This window comes from Providencia sp., assembly GCF_052096715.1.
Classification (GTDB): Bacteria; Pseudomonadota; Gammaproteobacteria; order Enterobacterales; family Enterobacteriaceae; genus Providencia.
Map to the genome: position 1 here is coordinate 1 of NZ_JBQDNB010000019.1, position 19155 is coordinate 19155.

Annotated in this window: 18 protein-coding genes and 1 tRNA gene; 10 read left to right on the forward strand and 9 right to left on the reverse strand. The window is 39.7% G+C overall.

All coding sequences use genetic code 11. The features are described 5' to 3' along the window. From ACTH6U_RS14315 to ACTH6U_RS14325, 3 genes are all read left to right on the forward strand, one after another. The coding region (locus ACTH6U_RS14315) for a polysaccharide biosynthesis tyrosine autokinase (RefSeq protein WP_441832480.1) at nucleotides 1–512 on the forward strand (512 nt) is incomplete at its 5' end. Nucleotides 513–560: 48 nt separating this feature from the next. Next, nucleotides 561–1589, forward strand: coding sequence for a UDP-glucose 4-epimerase GalE (gene galE / locus ACTH6U_RS14320; RefSeq protein WP_441832504.1), 1029 nt, complete (start codon nucleotides 561–563; stop codon nucleotides 1587–1589). Nucleotides 1590–1604: 15 nt separating this feature from the next. After that, the gene (locus tag ACTH6U_RS14325; RefSeq protein ID WP_068440557.1) at nucleotides 1605–1796 is read left to right on the forward strand and encodes a hypothetical protein; all 192 of its coding nucleotides are present in this window, start codon (nucleotides 1605–1607) and stop codon (nucleotides 1794–1796) included. A 109-nt stretch (nucleotides 1797–1905) separates the two neighbouring features. Here ACTH6U_RS14325 and ACTH6U_RS14330 read toward each other — a convergent pair whose 3' ends face one another. The 8 genes from ACTH6U_RS14330 to allD all read right to left on the reverse strand — a co-directional run bounded on the left by ACTH6U_RS14330 (nucleotide 1906) and on the right by allD (nucleotide 9457). Next, the gene (locus ACTH6U_RS14330; protein ID WP_068440560.1) at nucleotides 1906–3165 is read right to left on the reverse strand and encodes a tyrosine-type recombinase/integrase; all 1260 of its coding nucleotides are present in this window, start codon (nucleotides 3163–3165) and stop codon (nucleotides 1906–1908) included. 195 nt (nucleotides 3166–3360) lie between these two features. Next, nucleotides 3361–3436, reverse strand: a tRNA-Phe gene (locus ACTH6U_RS14335). A gap of 125 nt (nucleotides 3437–3561) precedes the next feature. Beyond that, nucleotides 3562–4134, reverse strand: coding sequence for a division control transcriptional repressor DicD (gene dicD / locus ACTH6U_RS14340; RefSeq protein ID WP_441832505.1), 573 nt, complete (start codon nucleotides 4132–4134; stop codon nucleotides 3562–3564). 387 nt (nucleotides 4135–4521) lie between these two features. Continuing rightward, entirely contained in the window at nucleotides 4522–4815 is a 294-nt protein-coding gene (locus ACTH6U_RS14345) for a helix-turn-helix domain-containing protein (protein ID WP_294109212.1), read from the reverse strand. Nucleotides 4816–5318: 503 nt separating this feature from the next. Continuing rightward, the gene (gene uraD, locus ACTH6U_RS14350) at nucleotides 5319–5897 is read right to left on the reverse strand and encodes a 2-oxo-4-hydroxy-4-carboxy-5-ureidoimidazoline decarboxylase (protein WP_434719821.1); all 579 of its coding nucleotides are present in this window, start codon (nucleotides 5895–5897) and stop codon (nucleotides 5319–5321) included. A gap of 138 nt (nucleotides 5898–6035) precedes the next feature. Beyond that, entirely contained in the window at nucleotides 6036–6821 is a 786-nt protein-coding gene (gene allE / locus ACTH6U_RS14355; RefSeq protein WP_336431505.1) for a (S)-ureidoglycine aminohydrolase, read from the reverse strand. A gap of 100 nt (nucleotides 6822–6921) precedes the next feature. Continuing rightward, nucleotides 6922–8154 carry an allantoate deiminase gene (gene allC, locus ACTH6U_RS14360; RefSeq protein ID WP_441832481.1) on the reverse strand — a complete coding sequence of 411 codons (1233 nt, stop codon included), beginning with the start codon at nucleotides 8152–8154 and terminating at the stop codon, nucleotides 6922–6924. 256 nt (nucleotides 8155–8410) lie between these two features. Further along, on the reverse strand, nucleotides 8411–9457 hold the full coding sequence (allD, locus tag ACTH6U_RS14365) for an ureidoglycolate dehydrogenase (protein ID WP_294109236.1): 1047 nt from the start codon (nucleotides 9455–9457) through the stop codon (nucleotides 8411–8413). A gap of 359 nt (nucleotides 9458–9816) precedes the next feature. On the opposite strand from allD, the gene fdrA reads away from it, so the two are divergent. Genes fdrA through ACTH6U_RS14385 form a run of 4 tightly spaced genes read left to right on the forward strand, consistent with a single transcriptional unit; the run spans nucleotide 9817 to nucleotide 14567 of the window. Then, complete coding sequence (gene fdrA / locus ACTH6U_RS14370; protein ID WP_294109242.1) at nucleotides 9817–11487, forward strand: acyl-CoA synthetase FdrA; 1671 nt, start codon at nucleotides 9817–9819, stop codon at nucleotides 11485–11487. A 10-nt stretch (nucleotides 11488–11497) separates the two neighbouring features. Further along, nucleotides 11498–12763: a DUF1116 domain-containing protein gene (locus ACTH6U_RS14375; RefSeq protein ID WP_441832482.1), complete on the forward strand. Its 1266-nt coding sequence runs from the start codon at nucleotides 11498–11500 to the stop codon at nucleotides 12761–12763. 34 nt (nucleotides 12764–12797) lie between these two features. Further along, nucleotides 12798–13610, forward strand: coding sequence for a DUF2877 domain-containing protein (locus ACTH6U_RS14380; protein ID WP_294109258.1), 813 nt, complete (start codon nucleotides 12798–12800; stop codon nucleotides 13608–13610). 54 nt (nucleotides 13611–13664) lie between these two features. Continuing rightward, nucleotides 13665–14567 (forward strand): carbamate kinase, encoded by a 903-nt coding sequence (locus tag ACTH6U_RS14385; protein WP_294109263.1) that lies wholly within the window; start codon nucleotides 13665–13667, stop codon nucleotides 14565–14567. Between the two features lie 6 nt (nucleotides 14568–14573). On the opposite strand, the gene allS is transcribed toward ACTH6U_RS14385, so the two are convergent. After that, on the reverse strand, nucleotides 14574–15500 hold the full coding sequence (gene allS / locus ACTH6U_RS14390; RefSeq protein WP_294109264.1) for an HTH-type transcriptional activator AllS: 927 nt from the start codon (nucleotides 15498–15500) through the stop codon (nucleotides 14574–14576). Nucleotides 15501–15857: 357 nt separating this feature from the next. Here allS and ACTH6U_RS14395 point away from each other — a divergent pair, with 357 nt between their 5' ends. The 3 genes from ACTH6U_RS14395 to gcl all read left to right on the forward strand — a co-directional run bounded on the left by ACTH6U_RS14395 (nucleotide 15858) and on the right by gcl (nucleotide 19150). Beyond that, a complete protein-coding gene (locus ACTH6U_RS14395) occupies nucleotides 15858–16343 on the forward strand; it encodes an ureidoglycolate lyase (protein WP_294109273.1) in 486 nt (161 codons plus the stop codon). Nucleotides 16344–16417: 74 nt separating this feature from the next. Further along, on the forward strand, nucleotides 16418–17224 hold the full coding sequence (locus ACTH6U_RS14400; RefSeq protein WP_294109282.1) for an IclR family transcriptional regulator domain-containing protein: 807 nt from the start codon (nucleotides 16418–16420) through the stop codon (nucleotides 17222–17224). 144 nt (nucleotides 17225–17368) lie between these two features. Then, the gene (gene gcl, locus ACTH6U_RS14405) at nucleotides 17369–19150 is read left to right on the forward strand and encodes a glyoxylate carboligase (protein WP_294109290.1); all 1782 of its coding nucleotides are present in this window, start codon (nucleotides 17369–17371) and stop codon (nucleotides 19148–19150) included. Nucleotides 19151–19155: the final 5 nt, after the last annotated feature.

Consider the following 19155-nt stretch of genomic DNA (forward strand, 5'->3'; position numbering starts at 1 on the left):
TTGTTACCTCAAATATGGCAGTGGTATTAGCCAATGCAGGTAAAAAAGTCTTATTAATCGATACTGACTTACGTAAAGGTCGTATTCACAAAGCCTTTAGCTTAAATAATAAAATAGGGCTGTCTGAATATCTATCTCAAAAGGATATGACGTCTCCGACAATTCATGAAAACGTGATTGAAAACCTTGATGTGATTTGTCGTGGTAAAAACGTTTCCCACTCCTCTGAATTACTGATGGGCGAGCGTTTTAAACAGCTACTCGATAAAGTAAAAGCTCAGTATGACATTGTAGTCATTGATACCGCACCTATCTTAGCCATTACTGACTCAGCCATTATCGGTAAATACGTCGGTACTTCATTACTGATTGCGTTCTATGGTGTGAACACAGTTAAAGATATTGAGCTATCAATCAAACGTTTCAAACAAAATGATATTGAAATTACTGGTGTGATCCTCAATGGTATCGATGCGCGTTCAGATGACTATAACTATGTTTATGAATACTAAGTTTATAAATACTAGATTTATAAATATTAATCAGATAAGGACGTTATGATGGATAACTCTCAAGTTTTAGTGACTGGCGGTCTGGGCTACATTGGCAGCCATACCTGTGTACAAATGATTGAGCAAGGTATGCAACCGATTATCTTAGATAATCTACATAACGCGAACCTTGAAGTACTCAACCGAATTGAAGCTATCACGGGTACTAGACCAACCTTTTATCAGGGAGATGTACGCGACAGCCGCATTCTTGATACTATTTTTGCTCAGCATCAAATCAGTTCAGTGATCCACTTTGCTGGGCTAAAGGCAGTGGGTGAGTCAGTACAAAAACCGATTGAGTATTATGACGTTAATGTTAACGGTACTTTGGTGCTAGTCGAAAGTATGAAAAAAGCGGGTGTGAAAAGCTTAATTTTTAGCTCTTCGGCGACAGTTTATGGCGATCCAGAAGAAGTTCCATTAACTGAAGCATCCAAAGTTGGTGGAACAACTAATCCATATGGAACAAGCAAGTATATGGTTGAGCGTATTCTCTCCGACCTATATATTGCCCAAAATGATTGGTCATTAACACTATTGCGTTATTTTAACCCTGTTGGCGCACATCCATCGGGCACTATGGGAGAAGACCCTCAAGGCATCCCAAATAACTTAGCGCCTTATGTTGCCCAAGTTGCTGTTGGTCGCCATCCTAAAGTTATGGTGTTTGGTAATGATTATCCAACACCCGATGGTACTGGCGTTCGTGACTATATTCACGTGATGGATTTAGCTGATGGTCACATTGCCGCTTTAAATAAAGTAAGCACAAAAGCGGGATTGCATACCTATAATCTGGGAACTGGCACAGGTACTAGCGTATTAGAAATCATATCCGCATTTGAAAAAGCGTCAGATAAACCAATTAAATATGAGATTGTCGCGCGTCGCCCTGGTGATATTGCTGAATGTTGGTCTAGCCCTGATAAAGCCTATAAAGATTTAGGTTGGAAAGCACAATATTCAGTGCAAGATATGGTAGATGATAGTTGGTGTTGGCAGTCTCAAAATCCTTTAGGCTACGATAAATTTTAACTACTGGTTATTATTATGAATATTGATATAGATTCATTCGCTTTATATATTGGTGTTAAAGGTGAGTACTTAGCTATGTTATATCGAACGACATGTAAATTAGAAGGTTTAAATTTACCTATACGAAATCGCCATGGTAAAGTGAAAATGAGTGATGTCTTAGTATTTAAAAAAGAATTGGCGAATGTTTTAAATAGTAAAAAATAAACTTATTCTTATAAAAGCACCCTCTAAAATAAGGGTGCTGATTAATATATAATTTTAATTCCTAAGATCTTATTCAGTTTGTTCTAAAATTTTTTAATTTCAATTAAACTCAAGTATAACTACTTATTTTCGCAAAGCTAAAAGGCGAAACCTCCTTCGTTTTATTCACATCCAAATAATCAGCCCACCATTGCACCATCAATCGACGTTCATCAATGTGTTCTGCTTTATGAATATAAGCTGCACGCACAGAGTTACGCTCTTGGTGGCTCATTTGCCTTTCTACTGCATCTTTAGACCATAACCCTGATTCAATTAACGAACTACAAGCCATAGTTCTAAAACCATGACCACAAACTTCCGTTTTAGTGTCATAACCCATGACGCGCAAGGCTTTATTGACTGTATTTTCGCTCATGGGCTTAAAGGGATTATGCGCGCCGGTTAAAATGAGTTCGTGCTCACCCGTCCATGCCCAGATTTCTTTCAATATAGTGATAGCTTGTTGGCTGAGTGGTACTAAATGCGGAGTACGCATTTTAGCACCTCGGTGCGAAAACTTAACATCGGGTATAGGTTTTCGTTCTGCGGGAATAGTCCACAATGCTTTATCAAAATCAATTTCAGACCAACGAGCATAACGAAGTTCACTCGAGCGAATGAAAACCAATAAATTCAACATCACGGCTAAACGAGTGACGGGTTGCCCTTTATAAGCATTGATACGGGCAATAAGTTCAGGGAGTCGGTCTAGATTAAGAGCAGGGCGGTGTTGGCGCTGTACCGTCGTCACAGCCCCCGCGGTATCAATGGCAGGGTTATAACCAATAATACCGGATTGCACAGCATAGCGCATTACAGCAGCGATACGTTGCTGCAAACGAGCCGCTATCTCATAAATCTCTTTACTTTCCGCAGCGCGAATAGGAATAAGCAGGTCAGGGGTTTTGAGGGTGGTGATATCGCGTAGTCCAATATAAGGAAATACATGCGACTCTAAACTCTTTAAAACCTTTTCGCTGTGTGATTCAGACCACTTTTTATTGCTGGCATGCCATTGCCTTGCAATTGTTTCAAAAGACAGGTTGGTATCTGTAACAGCTTTAGAGACACGCTTTTGCTCGCAGGGGTCAATACCGTCAGTGATCAGCTTTCTCGCTTCATCGCGTTTAAGCCTTGCTTCAGATAAAGAAACGTCAGGGTATAAACCCAATGCTAAGGTTTTCTCTTTACCTAAGTGACGATAGCGTAAACGCCAGTACTTAGAACCATTAGTGTGAACCAATAAGTGCAATCCTGCACCATCGGTTAATTTGTAGGATTTTACGTCGGGTTTAGCGACCCGAATTTTAGCGTCAGTTAGAGCCATAGTGAGCTTCCTGAGGGATAAAATGGGTACAAAATTCTATCGAACTAGTGTATACCCGCAATTGTACCCACGCAATGGGGTTGATGTGGGTAGAATCGAGTTGAATTCAGTAGAGTTGAAACTTTAGAGGAGTGTTGATTTTAGCGGGCGCTACAAACAAAAACAGACGTCGATTGACGTCTGTTGATAATAAGGTGGTGCCCGGACTCGGAATCGAACCAAGGACACGGGGATTTTCAATCCCCTGCTCTACCGACTGAGCTATCCGGGCAACGGGGCGCATTAAACCGTATTAGGCTGTTTACGTCAATGGATTTTTAATAAAAAACCTTAATTACTGACTGAGTGTTTTCTTTTTCGACAAAACTTGACCGTTTAACGCGCTGACGATGATTTTTAGCTCAATGCGCCTTTTTTACGGCATAACGCAATGGCTAAAATATCTTCAGAAAGATGTTGAGCAATCTGCACATCTTTTATGTCGTGCTGAACCAAAAGGCGGTTAAGGCAGCCTTCTAAAACTAACTCCATCTGGTTAGCGACTAATTCTGAATCTTCAATATCAAGCTCATCTAATAACTCTTTTGTGAAGTGAAATGAATTATCTTTTTGTAAGCGACTTAGTTGATGAATAGGGTGGTCTGAGTCAGGGTAATAGCTGCAAGCTGAGATAAACAGACAGCCAGGGAAACGCTCTTCGCTGACCTTTTCACTCAGTTGTTGGTAACGTTCTGTTAGCTTCTGTTGAGGACTCAGCGATTCATCAAGGAGCGTTTGGCGTTGCCATGTTTCAATCTGTTGCCCATGAAAACGCAAGCAATCATAGATAAGGGCTTCATCATCTGGCCAAAACTGGCGAATGGTCGCGAAATCAGGCTCAATTTCATTCAGTAGGTTTTCCGTTGATGCGGATAAACCTTGTTTTTCCAGTTGGTTTAAGGCATGGCTTAAGATCGTTTCACGCTGGATAGGCATTATCATCTCCATCAGAATATTTCCCAGTTTGATTCATCATAGCAATGTTCAATATCTAATTATAGCGGTTTGCTTTATGAACGGAAAAACTAAGCGTGAATACGTATTGTACTGTTTACTGAGATAATTGAAGAGGGTGTCGGAAAACGGGTAGTAAAGTAGGTATATAATTTATTGATATTTAAGGATTGAAAACACTTATTTGAAAAAAAAAGCATACGCTAATATTTTAATGTGGCCTTAGATGAGTGAATTAAAGAACTATAGTCATTAGATTTTGATATTTTTTATTATGGGAAATGGGAAATGGGAAATGGGAAGGGAGGGGGGTAATCCCCCCGAGCCTAAATTAATCAATAATGTTTTATTTATATTTGAACATTAATGAATCAACTTAGCTTCTGTATTGAAATTAACGAAATAAAAACTAAAAATATTTTTAACAAACTCGTCAATATCATGCTTTCTTAAGTCCAGAGCCTGTAAAATATCTAAAAGGCCTTGTATGGTAAGTGCATTTATGCCCCGTTCATAGCGAGAAACTTGTTGCTGACTAATGCTGAGTCGAGAGGCGAGTTGTGCTCCAGTAAGGCCAACTTTTTTTCTACGGAGTTTTAAAAACTGGCCAATGTAAATAGACACTTCTGCATCTTCAAGTTGTAAATTATTTGTCATTCCTACTCCAGATAATATTGATGTAGGAGAATAATATTATTTAAATATGGAATTCAACATAAAATCATTCCCAGTGAAATATATATAAATATATATGAGGTGTTTCTGACGCGTATTAAACAAGGTTAATCATGTCATTTCCAATATTTATGACTAATGGATATTAGTATTTCAATAGATACTACCTATTTCAACTACGCAGGATAAGAGTGACAAAGTGGTTTTTTGCGGATTATAAAGCCTTTGTTTTTATTTTAAATGGTGTTTTATGCTGAATTTGTTTGTTTGAGATTCATTGTATAATATTAAATTTCACAAGTACTGTTGGGGTAGATATCTTATATTGGGCATTATTTTAGTGAGATAGAAATTGTTTGTTACACTAACACTGAGAGTATTAATATATATGTTTCAAATGAAACTTTTTATTCGTAGTACTTGTGAATAAACAATTCTATCTTAATTTATCATTTTTTTTACTATTGGAAACATAAATTAATATTTTATTTAACTTGATCTAAAAGACGAAATAAAACTATCTTATATTCTTGTTGCATAGCAATATTAAGTTCTGTTTCTTTTTTATTTTGCATTCTCGCTCTAGCTGAGGCGAATATTTGTTCCTTCGTCGCATTTTTTACAGCTAATAAAAAAGGAAAGCCAAATTTTTGGCGATAAGTTTCGTTAAGTTGTGCTAATTCTTTCGCCTCAGTTTCAGTACATTCATTTAATCCTGCACTTGATTGTTCTCCTTGAGATAGCAATGCAATGTCGTTATTACGCAAAGTCTTACAAGCAAGTTCAGGATGAGACTGAATCAGCTCTAACTGTTTATCGGTTCCTGCATTTTCAACTACGTTGACAATATCGATATACATATCAACAAAGCCTGTAAATGGTCGTTGTTTTGCGGCTTCAACGATAGGCCAAGTGGTATCTTCAAAAATAGCGGAAAGAGATTTTTCATAGTTATCCGCTGACATACTATTGAGTTCATCAATAGTATAAGTTTGATTGGAGAAAGCATAATTTGACGTTAAGAGTAACGTTAATGGAAGAATGAATTTTTTAATTAATAGCATAGGGAATCCTTTCATGTTAAAGATGAAATATTAATAAACTTAAATTAAGAATGAAATTTAAATATTTAGATATTAAATACGTAAAGGAAAGGCATTTTTTATAAAATGCCTTTTATCTAACTTTGATAAAATAATCAATCAGAGCTCAATATCTCGATTACAATCTTTTGAGTAAATATAACTAAATTCTTTATCGCCAACCGCGTAACCGGCCTGAAGTGCATAAGATGCCATAAAGATATAGTCGCCTTCTTTCACCGGAACCCAGTCATTATCTAGGTTATACATACCTTGGCCAGTTAAAATCAGCGCCCCATGTTCTTGGTAGTGAGTTTCAATATAGCCGTGGCTTGCGCCTGGCTGGAACGTAAGAATATGAATGTTCATATCAAAACCGAGATCTTTCGGCAGTAAATCTTGAAGGTGTACATTATGCATGCCTTCGTAATCAATTTTAGGTAATTTATTGGTATTACCACATACGACATGAGCTTTATGACCTGCTGTAGGTTCATAAACTCGTTTGTATAAAAATAATTTAGAGGCTTGGCCTTTATTATTATTTTTAAAGCGTAAAGTAACGCCTGCGGGACAATATAAATAGCCACCTTGAGTTAATGCATGTTCTTCTTTATCTGAATAAGCGGTAATTTCACCGTCGATGACATAAACAATGCACTCAATCTTACCGCCGCCAAATCCGACTAAGTTACCGCCTTCGTTATTGAGAGTCACAAGATAATCAACAAAACTTGCACCTAATTTAGGTGTTGATAAGATAGTGACATTACAGTCGGTAAATCCCGGGATGATATTGCAGACAACACCATTAGGTGGAATGATGGCGTAATTATCTTTTTTGATAATGGCGCGTGATGCTAAAATATCATTTGGATAGCCAATTTGATTATTTAAATAACCCATACCATACTCTCCTATAGAAATTGTTTTTTATTATCTTATTTAATTATTCATGACATTTCAGTCAAATTAGAAAATAAATTTTTGAATATATTGAATATTGCTATTCAATATATGCCAGTTTATATAAAACTTCTGTGAGTAATTTTACCCCTTCAGCGAGGTCGGCGAGCTTCGTCGCTTCTGCTGGATTATGGCTGATACCATTAATACTCGGTACAAACATCATGACGGTAGGAATGTGTGGTGCAAAAATTTGTGAGTCATGGCCTGCTCCACTATGCATGACTTTGTAGCTATATTTATTTTCTTCACAAATAGTCTTAACAAACTCAACCAGTTCATTATTCATGGGGATTGGGCTTTCATCCATCCACAAATTTATCTCAGCCGTAATCCCCATTTCTTGGCAAATACGCTGAATATCGTTTTCAATAATTTCAGTGAATTGGACTAATATTTGTTTGTCGGTATGACGACAATCAAGGGTGAAATCAGTTTGTCCGGGAACGACGTTAACGGTATTGGGGTGCGGCACTACACGGCCAAAAGTAAGTACTAACGGATCGCCATATTGTTTTGCTTTTTCAGTTGATTCAAAACAGATACGACTAAATGCGCAGATAGTATCTTTGCGATATCCCATCGGTGTGGTGCCTGCATGGTTTGCTTCACCTTTTAACGTAATACTGTAGCGTCGTTGTCCAACAATATTATTAACGACTCCAATTGTAGTTTGCTCTCGCTCAAGAACATTACCTTGCTCAATATGTAGTTCGACAAATGTTTTGATATCATTACGAATAGGTTGATGAGCGGGACGAAATTGGAAGCCCGCAGCTGTCATGGCATCAACAAAATTAATCCCTTCAGCATCTGAAATGGATTTTACATCCTCAGATTTAGCGATGCCTACTACGTTTTTACTCCCCCAATAGGCATAGGGAAACCGGCTACCTTCTTCCTCTGCTAGGGAAACAACCTCTAACGTTCGTAATGGTTGTCCATAGGTTTTTTGCAAATAGTCTAAGGCAATATAAGCGGCTTCAATACCAAATTGGCCATCAAGGTTTCCGCCGTTGACGACGGTATCAATATGCGAGCCTGAGAGTATGACTTGATCGGGATATTTACTGCCTTTAATTTGGCCAAATAAATTACCGATATCATCGTAATATGCATTTAATCCTGAATGTTCAAAGGCATTTTTTAATGCTTTTTGGGCGCTAATCCATTCAGGCGTATAAAGCAGGCGTGTCATGCCATTATTTTTAACAGCACCATGCTTGGATAACCAATTTGAAGTTTCTTGAACTTCATGTGTAAAGTTCTTCATAAACTCACCAGTTAGTGATTTTTATACTGTGTGCTGTAGTAACAGACAGCTAGTGTTGTCACTAAACAGCAATATTTGTTCTCATAAGCTAAAGTAATTAATAGGTTTTGCGGTACGTTATTATTTGAAATGTCTTTCCCTAATTACCGGATGCCAGTGATCAGGGAAAGTAATACCGATATTATCTTAAGCTAAATCTTGAAATTAAATATTTGCAGAAGAGATACCGACTAATTAATTTATCCCTATTTTTTAGTTAGCTAGCAAAGGGAGATTTATTGTTGTAAGACTTTTGGTAAATATCATCAGAAATTAAATAATTATAAATTTCGTCTACAATCTCGATACCATTAGCTTCGCTTTGTTTTTCTCTATTTAAGCTGTTCTGCCCTGGATAAAGTACTTTTTCAAAACCAGGTGCAGGTTTAACGGCATTCAATTCTTGCATCACTTGGCTAATATGTTGACGGAACATCACAGGGTTAGTGAAATAGGCTGGATTTATAACAATATGTAATTGCCCGAGCTCTCTTCCTTGTGTTAAATCATGGTACATGGAGCTCACATGTTTACCAAAAGGTAGCCCTAATAGAACGCCGGATAAAATATCGACCATCATCATTAAGCCATAACCTTTAGGGCCTGCAATTGGTACTAAACCTGTAACTGCAAATGGGTCAGTGGTTGGATTACCGTCTTTATCTACTGCCCAAGTGTCAGGTATTTTTGCATTTTTAGAGCGAGCATCGAGTACTTTACCCCATGCTTGAACCGTGGTGGCCATATCAAAAGTGATATTATCGGTTTCACCGGGAGCAGAAAATGCAATTGGATTAGTACCGTAGTATGGCTCAGCGCCCCCATAAGGGACCACCATTGGGTCGGATTGACAGACTGAGATACCGATCATGCCTGCATTTGAGGCTTGCTGAACAAAGTAGGATAACGCGCCACTATGACCGATGCGGCGAATGCCCACGACGGCGATACCGTTTTCTTCTGCCATTTTAATGGCTTCATCCATACTGAGTTTTGCGGCAACATGGCCTGCGCCATTGTCACCATCAAAAACTGCGCTGCAAGGGCCGGTTTTTTCGAAAGTAAAATTAGGTGAATTATTGGTTCCGCCTTTAGAAATGCGTTCTGAATAATATTCAACACGTACTGCTCCGTGGGAGTGAATTCCTTTGGCATCAGCATGAACTAACACGTCAGAAACAATACTTGCATGTTCTTCAGATAAACCTGCGGCATGAATTTTATTAGCGATAAGCTGGTGGAGTTTTTCTTTAGAAACTTTCATACTTAAATAACCCTTTAGTGTTTTCGAAGTTTAATAAAACTCGGTGCTAGCATCAATGTATCAACTAAATTTGGAATAAATGTGATCTAGGTTATTTTTATCTGATTTTATTAAAAATTCCATAAATCAACATACAATTATTAGAATGTCTTAAATAGTCATTTAATTGAGATGTTTTCTTTCAATGCCATGCTTATTTTAAAGTAATTTCTAACAATATATAAAATGTGACCATTCTCAACTTATTTTTCTCTTTAATTTGTAATTTTGTTTTTCAATATAAATATGTATTTACTTTTTTATCGAATATTAAGTAAATAAAATTCCGCCTAATAAAATGTTGTCTTAAGGATATTATTATGGTCCATGCCTTCATAAAAAAAGGGAGTTTCCAAGATTCAGTGAGTCTTATGCTGATATCTCGAAAATTAAGTGAATCTCCAAATGTATCTGAAATATCAGTCATGATGGGAACGCCTGCAAATAAATCATTGCTAGAGGCTACTGGTTTTTGGCATTCATCATTTGATGAAGCCACTCCGAATGATATTTGTGTTGCCATTAAAACTGAATCGGAAGATAGCGCAATTGTAGATGAAATCGTGATTGCCCTTGAAGGATCGCTAAAAGAAATAGCCCAAGGACAGCAACAAAAAGGAAAAAAACTTCAACGTGCGCGTAGCTGGCGGATGGCGAAAAGCAAATTGCCGGATGCAAATATTGCTCTCATTTCTATTGCAGGCGAATTTGCCGCAGAGCTTGCCAATCAAGCCTTAGATGATGGCTGCAATGTGATGATGTTTTCAGATAACGTGACACCTGAGGACGAACGAAATTTAAAAATCAAGGCAAGTAAACTAGGCTTAATTGTGATGGGACCCGATTGTGGAACCGCCTATTTAGCTGGCGCTCCCTTGGCTTTTTCTAATGTCGCGCCACAGGGCAATATCGGGATTATTGGCGCTTCAGGAACGGGTATTCAAGAGCTTATCTCTCAAATTACCCTTGCGGGTCAAGGGATCACTCATGCAATTGGTTTAGGCGGCCGTGATTTGACCGCAGAGATTGGCGGCATCAGTGCGATGACGGCAATTGATTTGTTAGCAACAGACTCAAACAGTGATGTGATTGCTTTTGTTTCTAAGCCGCCGGCAAAAGAGATCCGTGCCAATGTTATTGAAAAGCTTAGGGCGCAAGGTAAGCCTGTTGTTGCCCTTTTTCTGGGAACCACTCCAGAGGTTCGACAAGATGGTAACCTCTATTTTACGGAAACATTGGATGAAACGGCGCGTATCGCTGCAATGTTAGGGCGTGTACAAGCGGCAGCTAAAATTCAACCTCAAGGTCGCGGTAAAAAAATTGCTGGATTGTATGCGGGGGGAACTCTAGCAGCAGAATGTGCGATGCTACTCGCGACTAAGTTAGGCTTACAAACCGATGCAGCGCACTATCAAGGTATGATGCTAAATGAGGGCGGTCATAAAATTATTGATTTAGGTGATGATTTTTATACGCAAGGTAAGCCTCATCCCATGATTGACCCATCAACGCGTAATCAGCAAATCGCGAGTTTGGCACAAAAAACCGAGATTGGGGTGTTATTGCTTGATGTGGTGATTGGTTATGGTGCGCAGATTGATTCTGCTCAGACATTAGCAAAAGAAATTATATCACTAAAAGAGAAACGACCTACTAATGCCCCTATTGCGGTTATTGCAACCGTAACGGGAACAGAACAAGACCCTCAGGTACGCTCAGCGCAAATTACCTATTTAGAAGAGGCAGGTATTGCGGTGATGAATTCACTTCCTGAAGCGGTGACCCTTGCCTGTGCTGTTATCTCACCTTCAATTCCCGCTTTTCCTCAACAAGAACATCAAATATTGCAAAGCGTCTCAGTAATTAATGCTGGGGTTCGCAGTTTTGCTGACGACTTGCAAGCCAATGAGATCCCCGTTGTTCATTATCAATGGGCGCCTATTGCTGGTGGTAATCAAAAACTAGCTAATATTCTGAAAAAATTGAAATAAGGGTTTGGATATGTACTCAACGATTGAAGAAGCAAACGCCGCAGTAATTGAACGTATTCGTGCCGCTCGTCCTTTCTGGCAAAGTGTTGAACCGGCAAAAGTCGTGGTTCCGGCCTTACAAAAAGGTAAAAAGCTGTTACATGCGGGGCCGCCTGTCACTTGGGATGAAATGAGTGGTCCAGTTCGAGGAGCTTGTATTGGGGCTTGTCTATTCGAGCAATGGGCTGATACAGAAGAACAAGCACTCAAGATGTTAAATAACGATGAGATTGAGTTTGTTCCTTGTCACAACGTGAAAGCCGTTGGGCCAATGGGGGGGATCACCTCTGCCAATATGCCAATGTTGGTTGTAAAGAATATGACTCATGGTAACTATGCCTACTGCAATATGAATGAAGGTATAGGCAAGGTGATGCGATTTGGTGCATACGGCGAAGATGTGCAAACACGTTTACGTTGGATGCGTGATTCATTAGCGCCAGTGTTGAAAAAAACATTGCAGACTTTGGACGATGGCATTGATTTAACCGCGATGATGGCTCAAGGCATCACCATGGGTGATGAGTTTCACCAACGCAATATCGCAACCTCTGCATTGCTGCTAAGACAGCTAGCGCCGATTATGAGTTCGCTAGATATCGACAAAGATGAGCTGCAAAGTGTGCTGCATTTTTTAAGTCTTACAGATCAATTTTTTCTGAATTTAGCGATGGCTTACTGTAAATCAGCGATGGATGCAGGCGCAGAAATTAAACAAGGCACAATTGTGACTGTTTTAACGCGCAATGGTAAGAATTTTGGGGTCAAGATCAGTGGGATGGGTGATGAATGGTTTACGGCTCCTGTCAACACGCCAGAAGGATTGTTTTTCTCAGGCTATAGCCAAGCGGATGCGAATCCGGACATTGGTGACAGTGCAATTACCGAAGCATTCGGCATCGGAGGTGCCGCAATGGTTGCCGCGCCGGGTGTGACACGTTTTGTTGGCGCGAGTGGCGGCATGAGTGCTGCGCTGGATGTTTCCGATGAGATGGCTGAAATCTATTTAGAGCACAATATGATGTTGCAAATTCCAACTTGGGATTTCCAAGGCGCATGTATTGGTTTAGATGCGCGCCGCGTGGTTGAAACGGGTATTACACCACTGATTAATACGGGTATTGCACATAAAGATGCAGGGGTTGGCCAAATTGGGGCTGGAACGGTGAGAGCGCCAATTGCCTGTTTTGAAAAAGCTATTATTGCACTGTCCAAAAAGCTGGGTATTACCGAATAAATCATCAACTTATCACGCTGAAGGAGATTGAAAAATGATAATGCAAGCGTTGTCAGTTAGCGAACATTTGCCAAAGGATACTGGGATATTGCGTGGCATTGGACGCTTTAATCACGCACTCAATTTTTTGACTCCTTCAGGTGATCTATTGACTTTACATCGTCACGGACGTGGTTTGAGTCCAATGGGGTGGATGGTATCCGAACGAGATTTTCAGGTGATATTTGAAGATGAAAGTGAATGTATTGAATATCAAAAAGATGTGATTATTGGGCGTAATTGGCAATTGCAAGCCCCTGAAAATCGGGTCTCATTGAAAATTTTGCCACAGAAGCTTTCGAGTTCGGTGATGGTGTCCTTATGGGATATTTTAAGGCAGTCCAAAGCAAAAAGTGGACTGCATGGCATGTTATCTCAAGTCACTAATGGAACGGTTCCTAGAGAGCTTCAGGTGCTTAGTGCTAATTTTCAGCGTTGGCGTCGTGGAGATAGTATTAACTGGCAATCGGTTGTTGGTAAAGGGCCCGGATTAACGCCAAGTTACGACGATATTTTAATTGGGATGCTATTAGTCAGTTTTTTAGATGAGCGTACTGATAGCCATAAATCACCGCCTTTTTTTCAAGATACACCTTCATTAGAGCTATTAACCACCCTGATTAGCGTGAATTATTTGCAGTTTGCTTCTCAGGGAATATTTTCTACACCATTGCAAACATTAGCAACCGCATTGACGCAGCCGATGAAATTGTCACAGGCGGTGCGTTTATTACTTCAAGTGGGGCACTTTTCTGGCGCGGATACCTTAATTGGTGTGTGGCTGGCTGGAATGGAAACCCATCATTAAATCAATTTTTCAAAAATAACTCATTGATGACGTCATTAAAATATAAGGATAAACATGGAAACGATAGTTGTTGCCTTAGGGGGGAATGCGTTATTAAAGCGCGGTGAAGTCCTTTCTGCTGACAATCAATATCATGCAATCGCTTCAATTGCAGATGTATTAGGTAAATTGGCTCAAAAATATCGTGTTGTTATCGTGCATGGTAACGGCCCACAAGTCGGCTTATTAGCGTTACAAAATTTGGCCTATCCAGAAGTGCCAGCCTATCCCCTTGATATTTTAGTGGCAGAAAGTCAGGGTATGATAGGATATATGTTGACTCAAGAATTAGGCCGACATCACCCTCTACAACCAATAACCACCATATTGACGCGAGTAAGTGTGGATGCGAATGATCCCGCTTATCAAAATCCAACTAAGTATATTGGCCCTGTTTATAATGAAACTGAAAAAGCAGATTTAGAGGCAAAATTAGGTTGGACTATCAAAGCCGACGGCCAATATTACCGTCGTGTTGTCCCGTCCCCTGAGCCAAAATCAATTCTTGAAATTGATGCAATAAAATATCTATTAGATAAACATCATATTGTTATTTGTAATGGTGGTGGCGGTGTGCCGGTTATTCAACAAGGGAAAGGTTATCAAGGTAGTGAAGCCGTTATTGATAAAGATTTATCGTCAGCATTATTGGCAGAAGCAATTAATGCTGACCATTTAATTATTTTGACAGATGCTGATGCGGTGTATCGCCATTGGGGAACGCCAAAGCAGAGTGTAATTAGAACAGCAACGGTTGCCGATGTTGCACCTATGGCAATAGATGATGGCTCAATGGGACCGAAACTTATCGCAGTGAGCCGTTTTGTGAAGCGTTCAGGTAAACCTGCTTATATTGGTGCGCTTAATCAAATAGAAGCCATCCTTAGCGGTGAGATGGGGACAAAAATCACACCATAATCATGATTATTTTGTAGCTGGGTCAATGGCGCTCAATAAATTGTTAATGATTGGGTTCTGTAATTTGAATAGTTTAATCACTGTTTTTAATACTTCACCTTTGTGGCTGCTATTCCATGCTAAAGAAAGTGGAGAAGGGCGCCTTGGTCTTTTTATTGATTTAGCCATTAATTGACCGCTTGTAATATAAGGTTCACATATTGATGCAGGCAAAAAACCAATGCCAGTTCCCTTTAGATGGCAAAGTACTTTGGTACTCATATCGGGGACTTTGATTTCTCGTTGGCCTGATAACAGCCATGCTGTTCGTTTAGATAATATTTGTGAGGTGTCTTCAACATTAATTGTGGGATGACAGCGGAGTTGTTCATCACTCAAAATGCCGTCGACATCTGCTAAGGGGTGATGCTTGGCAACAGCAAAGATCCACTCGATTTTACCTAAAAACAAGGTGTTGACGCTACTATCAAGTGATTCAGAACCAGGGACACCAATAGCAATATCACTTTTATTGCTTAACAGTGAATCCCATACCCCCATGTAAACATGGCGAGTAATATTGATACGAGTAAATGGAAAGCGCTCAGTGAGATATTGAATGAGGTCAGAAACGGCATCAGCTTGATAAAGCAAATTATTGATAGAAATTGTAATTTCTGGTTCGACACCTTCATTAATCAACTGTAATTGGCTTGGCATATTACTTAACCAGTGATGCCACTGGCGGCACTGTTCGAGCAGAAATTCACCTGCTGCGGTTAGGTTAACTGTTCGTGTGGTTCTCATAAACAGTTGTACGCCAACATGCTCCTCTAACATTTTGATTCGATAGCTAATAGTAGCCGTACTTTTGTGGAGTTGTTTAGCTGCTTGAGAAAAACTTTGACACTGAGCAACGGTAATAAAGGTTGTCATGGTTTCTTGATCTAGCATTTTTTATTCCTCGGGCACAGGAAAAATGAAGTTGTGCAGATCCGTCTTAGTTTGCACTGGAAAGAGAACATTTCTGATGATAATTGAAAGCGATAAGTATAAATCACACTCAATTGTTAGAAATTATTATCTTACTGAATATTAAGAGATTATATATCTTTCAAATTATAAAAATGTGATGCACACAGTTTATTGGAAAATTTTTCCAATAAACTGTGTTAAAATAAAAACAACCTGATACACTGGTTTTATTATATCGATGATTATGTTTGTTAATGATGGTGTGTTTATCCACTAATGTAACAGTGGCATGAATACAGTAGTGGCTCAAAATTTTTAGCGTGTTAGGAGAAAACAATGAAACTTGTTCTATCTGATCTGACACCGGAAGCGTTTGCTCCTTATGGCGACGTCATCCAAGTTGAAGGGTCTGATTTTTTTCATATTAATGAGGGGTCAACAGAGCGTTATCATGACCTTGGAAAAGTTGAAATCACGGATAGTAAGCCGGTATTGATGAGTATTAGTCGCTCAGATCCTTGTAATATACCGATGGATATCACGTTGCTTGAGAAACATCCACTATCAACACAGGCTTTTATCCCAATGAATGGCGAACGCTTTGTCGTCATTGTGGCAGAACCCGGCGATGATATCCCTGCTAAAACATTACGTGCATTTATTACGAATGGAAAACAAGGAGTTAATTATCATCGTGATGTATGGCATCACCCCATTTTTGCCTTTAAGGAAAAAACTGATTTCTTAACTGTAGACCGAGGTGGCGCAGATAATTGTGTCATTAAGAATCTACCTGAACCTTGTCAAATCGTTTTTCCTTAACTAATCTATTGGGCGATAATGGCTAATTGATAATGCTAGTGCCCGCCGATAGTAAACATAAAAGGTAAAAATAAATGACTGAACCACGTAAAAAAGGAAGACCACAAACAGATAAAAGTACACCAAAGGGTGCTCAAGCACTTGAGCGTGGGCTTGATATTCTTCAGTTTTTGGCTAACTCAGGTGGAAGTTCATCGGTTTCAGTACTCTCGGAGCAGTTGGGTCTACCATTATCAACGACGTTTCGTTTACTGAAAGTCCTTGAACAATCAGAGTTTATTTTTCAAGATCCTCAACTGGGTTGGTGGCACATTGGTCTACAATCATTCACTGTTGGCGCGACCTACATGAATGATCGCGATGTTGTTTCTGTGGCAGGTCCTTTTATGCGCAGATTGATGTTGTTATCGGGTGAAACGGCAAATCTTGCTATTCGCAACAATTTAGATGCAGTTTTAATTAGGCAGTGTGAATGTCATGCGTTAGTTAGAATGTGCGCGCCACTTGGTAGCCGTTTGCCTCTACATGCTTCTGGTGCGGGTAAAGCACTTCTTTTCCCTTTAGATGAGGAAGAGATGTTAGAACTTGTTATTCGTTCAGGCTTACAAGAATTCACACCAAAAACGATAACCAGTATTAACATTTTAAAGAAAGCGCTTGAACATTACCAAAAACTTGGTTATGTCATTGATAATGAAGAACATGCATTAGGTCTTAATTGTTTGGCAGCGCCAATATTTGATCGTAATAATTCATTGATTGCAGCAGTTTCTATCTCGGGACCAAGCTCTCGAGTGACTGAAGAGCGTTTTACTGAATTGGGTGAGCTAGTGCGTGATGTTGCAGCCGATATCAGTGCTGCATTAGGTGAGCGCCAGTAAAGTAATAAATTGGCACGAATAAGAATGATTGAATAGCGGGTGGCTAGCATCCGCTAATACAAATAGATAAATAACCCGTTTTTTTAAACGGTTTTTTTAGACATAAAATCAAGTTGGAAAAATTTTCCAATAAAAGGAGTTAGTATGGCTAAGATGCGTGCAGTTGATGCAGCAATGTATGTACTGGAAAAAGAAGGCGTTACAACCGCTTTTGGCGTACCAGGTGCTGCAATAAATCCTTTCTATAGTGCAATGCGCAAACATGGTGGTATTCAGCATTATTTGGCACGCCATGTTGAAGGGGCCTCTCATATGGCAGAAGGCTATACAAGAGCAAATCCGGGTAATATTGGGATGTGTTTAGGGACTTCGGGTCCCGCAGGCACTGATATGATCACGGCGCTTTACTCTGCATCAGCCGACTCAATTCCTATTTTATGCATTACGGGTCAAGCACCAAGGGCACGGTTACATAAAGAAGATTTCCAAGCAGTAGATATTGCATCAATTGCAAAACCTGTCACTAAAATGGCGACCACTGTCCTTGAGCCTGCATTGGTGCCGCGTGTATTACAGCAAGCCTTTCATTTAATGCGTTCAGGACGTCCGGGACCGGTTCTGATTGATCTCCCATTTGATGTTCAAGTGGCTGAAATTGAGTTTGATCCTGATACTTATGAGCCATTACCGAGCTATAAGCCTGCCGCAACGGTTGCTCAGGTAGATAAAGCATTAGATATGCTATTCGCCGCTAAAAAACCATTAATTATCGCGGGTGGTGGGGTTATCAATGCGGATGCATCAGACAAACTGCAAGAATTAGCTGAGATTTGTAATGCGCCTGTTATTCCAACATTGATGGGATGGGGTTCAATTCCAGATGACCACGAGTTAATGGCTGGTATGGTTGGTTTGCAAACATCTCATCGTTACGGTAATGCCACATTATTAGAATCAGACTTTCTGCTAGGTATTGGTAATCGCTGGGCAAACCGTCATACCGGTTCAACGGATAAATACGTTGGGAACCGTAAAACAGTCCATATTGATATTGAACCAACACAAATTGGTCGTATTTTCTGTCCTGATTTAGGGATAGTTTCTGATGCTAAATTAGCATTAGACTTATTAGTTGAACGCGCTAAAGCCCGTAAAAAAGCGGGAACATTGCCAGATTACAGCAAGTGGGTTGCGCAGTGCCAAGAGCGTAAGCGTACCTTATTACGTAAAACACATTTTGATAATACACCAGTCAAACCACAGCGCGTTTATGAAGAGATGAATAAAGCATTTGGTCGTGATGTTTGTTATGTCACCACGATTGGCCTCTCACAAATTGCTGCCGCACAAATGCTACATGTATTTAAGCCTCGCCATTGGATTAACTGTGGCCAAGCTGGCCCATTAGGCTGGACTTTACCTGCCGCTCTGGGGGTTTGTGTTGCAGATCCTAAACGTAAAGTAGTCGCTGTTTCTGGCGATTATGACTTCCAATTTATGATTGAAGAGCTTGCTGTCGGTGCCCAATTTAAATTGCCATATATCCATGTGGTAGTGAATAACGCTTATTTAGGCTTAATTCGTCAATCACAACGCGGTTTTGATATGGATTATTGTGTTCAACTCGCGTTTGAGAATATTAACTGTGATGTTATCGGCGAGTATGGCGTTGACCACGTTAAAGTTGTTGAAGGTCTTGGTTGTAAAGCCATTCGCGTATTTAAACCCGAAGATATTGCGCCAGCCTTTAAGCAAGCTGAAAAATTAATGAAAGAGTTCAGTGTTCCTGTTGTGGTTGAAATCATTCTTGAGCGTGTGACGAATATTTCAATGGGAACTGAATTGGATAACGTGACTGAATTTGAAGAAGTGGCAACTTCTGAAGCGGATGCACCAACGGCAACGGCATTCTATCAATATAAATAAGGAAA

Bases quoted from the DNA above. Each gene is read 5' to 3' on its own strand.
- galE (WP_441832504.1), top strand. From the start codon at position 561: ATGGATAACTCTCAAGTTTTAGTGACTGGCGGTCTGGGCTACATTGGC.
- ACTH6U_RS14325 (WP_068440557.1), top strand. From the start codon at position 1,605: ATGAATATTGATATAGATTCATTCGCTTTATATATTGGTGTTAAAGGT.
- ACTH6U_RS14330 (WP_068440560.1), bottom strand. From the start codon at position 3,165: ATGGCTCTAACTGACGCTAAAATTCGGGTCGCTAAACCCGACGTAAAA.
- ACTH6U_RS14345 (WP_294109212.1), bottom strand. From the start codon at position 4,815: ATGACAAATAATTTACAACTTGAAGATGCAGAAGTGTCTATTTACATT.
- uraD (WP_434719821.1), bottom strand. From the start codon at position 5,897: ATGCTATTAATTAAAAAATTCATTCTTCCATTAACGTTACTCTTAACG.
- allE (WP_336431505.1), bottom strand. From the start codon at position 6,821: ATGGGTTATTTAAATAATCAAATTGGCTATCCAAATGATATTTTAGCA.
- allC (WP_441832481.1), bottom strand. From the start codon at position 8,154: ATGAAGAACTTTACACATGAAGTTCAAGAAACTTCAAATTGGTTATCC.
- allD (WP_294109236.1), bottom strand. From the start codon at position 9,457: ATGAAAGTTTCTAAAGAAAAACTCCACCAGCTTATCGCTAATAAAATT.
- fdrA (WP_294109242.1), top strand. From the start codon at position 9,817: ATGGTCCATGCCTTCATAAAAAAAGGGAGTTTCCAAGATTCAGTGAGT.
- ACTH6U_RS14375 (WP_441832482.1), top strand. From the start codon at position 11,498: ATGTACTCAACGATTGAAGAAGCAAACGCCGCAGTAATTGAACGTATT.
- ACTH6U_RS14380 (WP_294109258.1), top strand. From the start codon at position 12,798: ATGATAATGCAAGCGTTGTCAGTTAGCGAACATTTGCCAAAGGATACT.
- ACTH6U_RS14385 (WP_294109263.1), top strand. From the start codon at position 13,665: ATGGAAACGATAGTTGTTGCCTTAGGGGGGAATGCGTTATTAAAGCGC.
- allS (WP_294109264.1), bottom strand. From the start codon at position 15,500: ATGCTAGATCAAGAAACCATGACAACCTTTATTACCGTTGCTCAGTGT.
- ACTH6U_RS14395 (WP_294109273.1), top strand. From the start codon at position 15,858: ATGAAACTTGTTCTATCTGATCTGACACCGGAAGCGTTTGCTCCTTAT.
- ACTH6U_RS14400 (WP_294109282.1), top strand. From the start codon at position 16,418: ATGACTGAACCACGTAAAAAAGGAAGACCACAAACAGATAAAAGTACA.
- gcl (WP_294109290.1), top strand. From the start codon at position 17,369: ATGGCTAAGATGCGTGCAGTTGATGCAGCAATGTATGTACTGGAAAAA.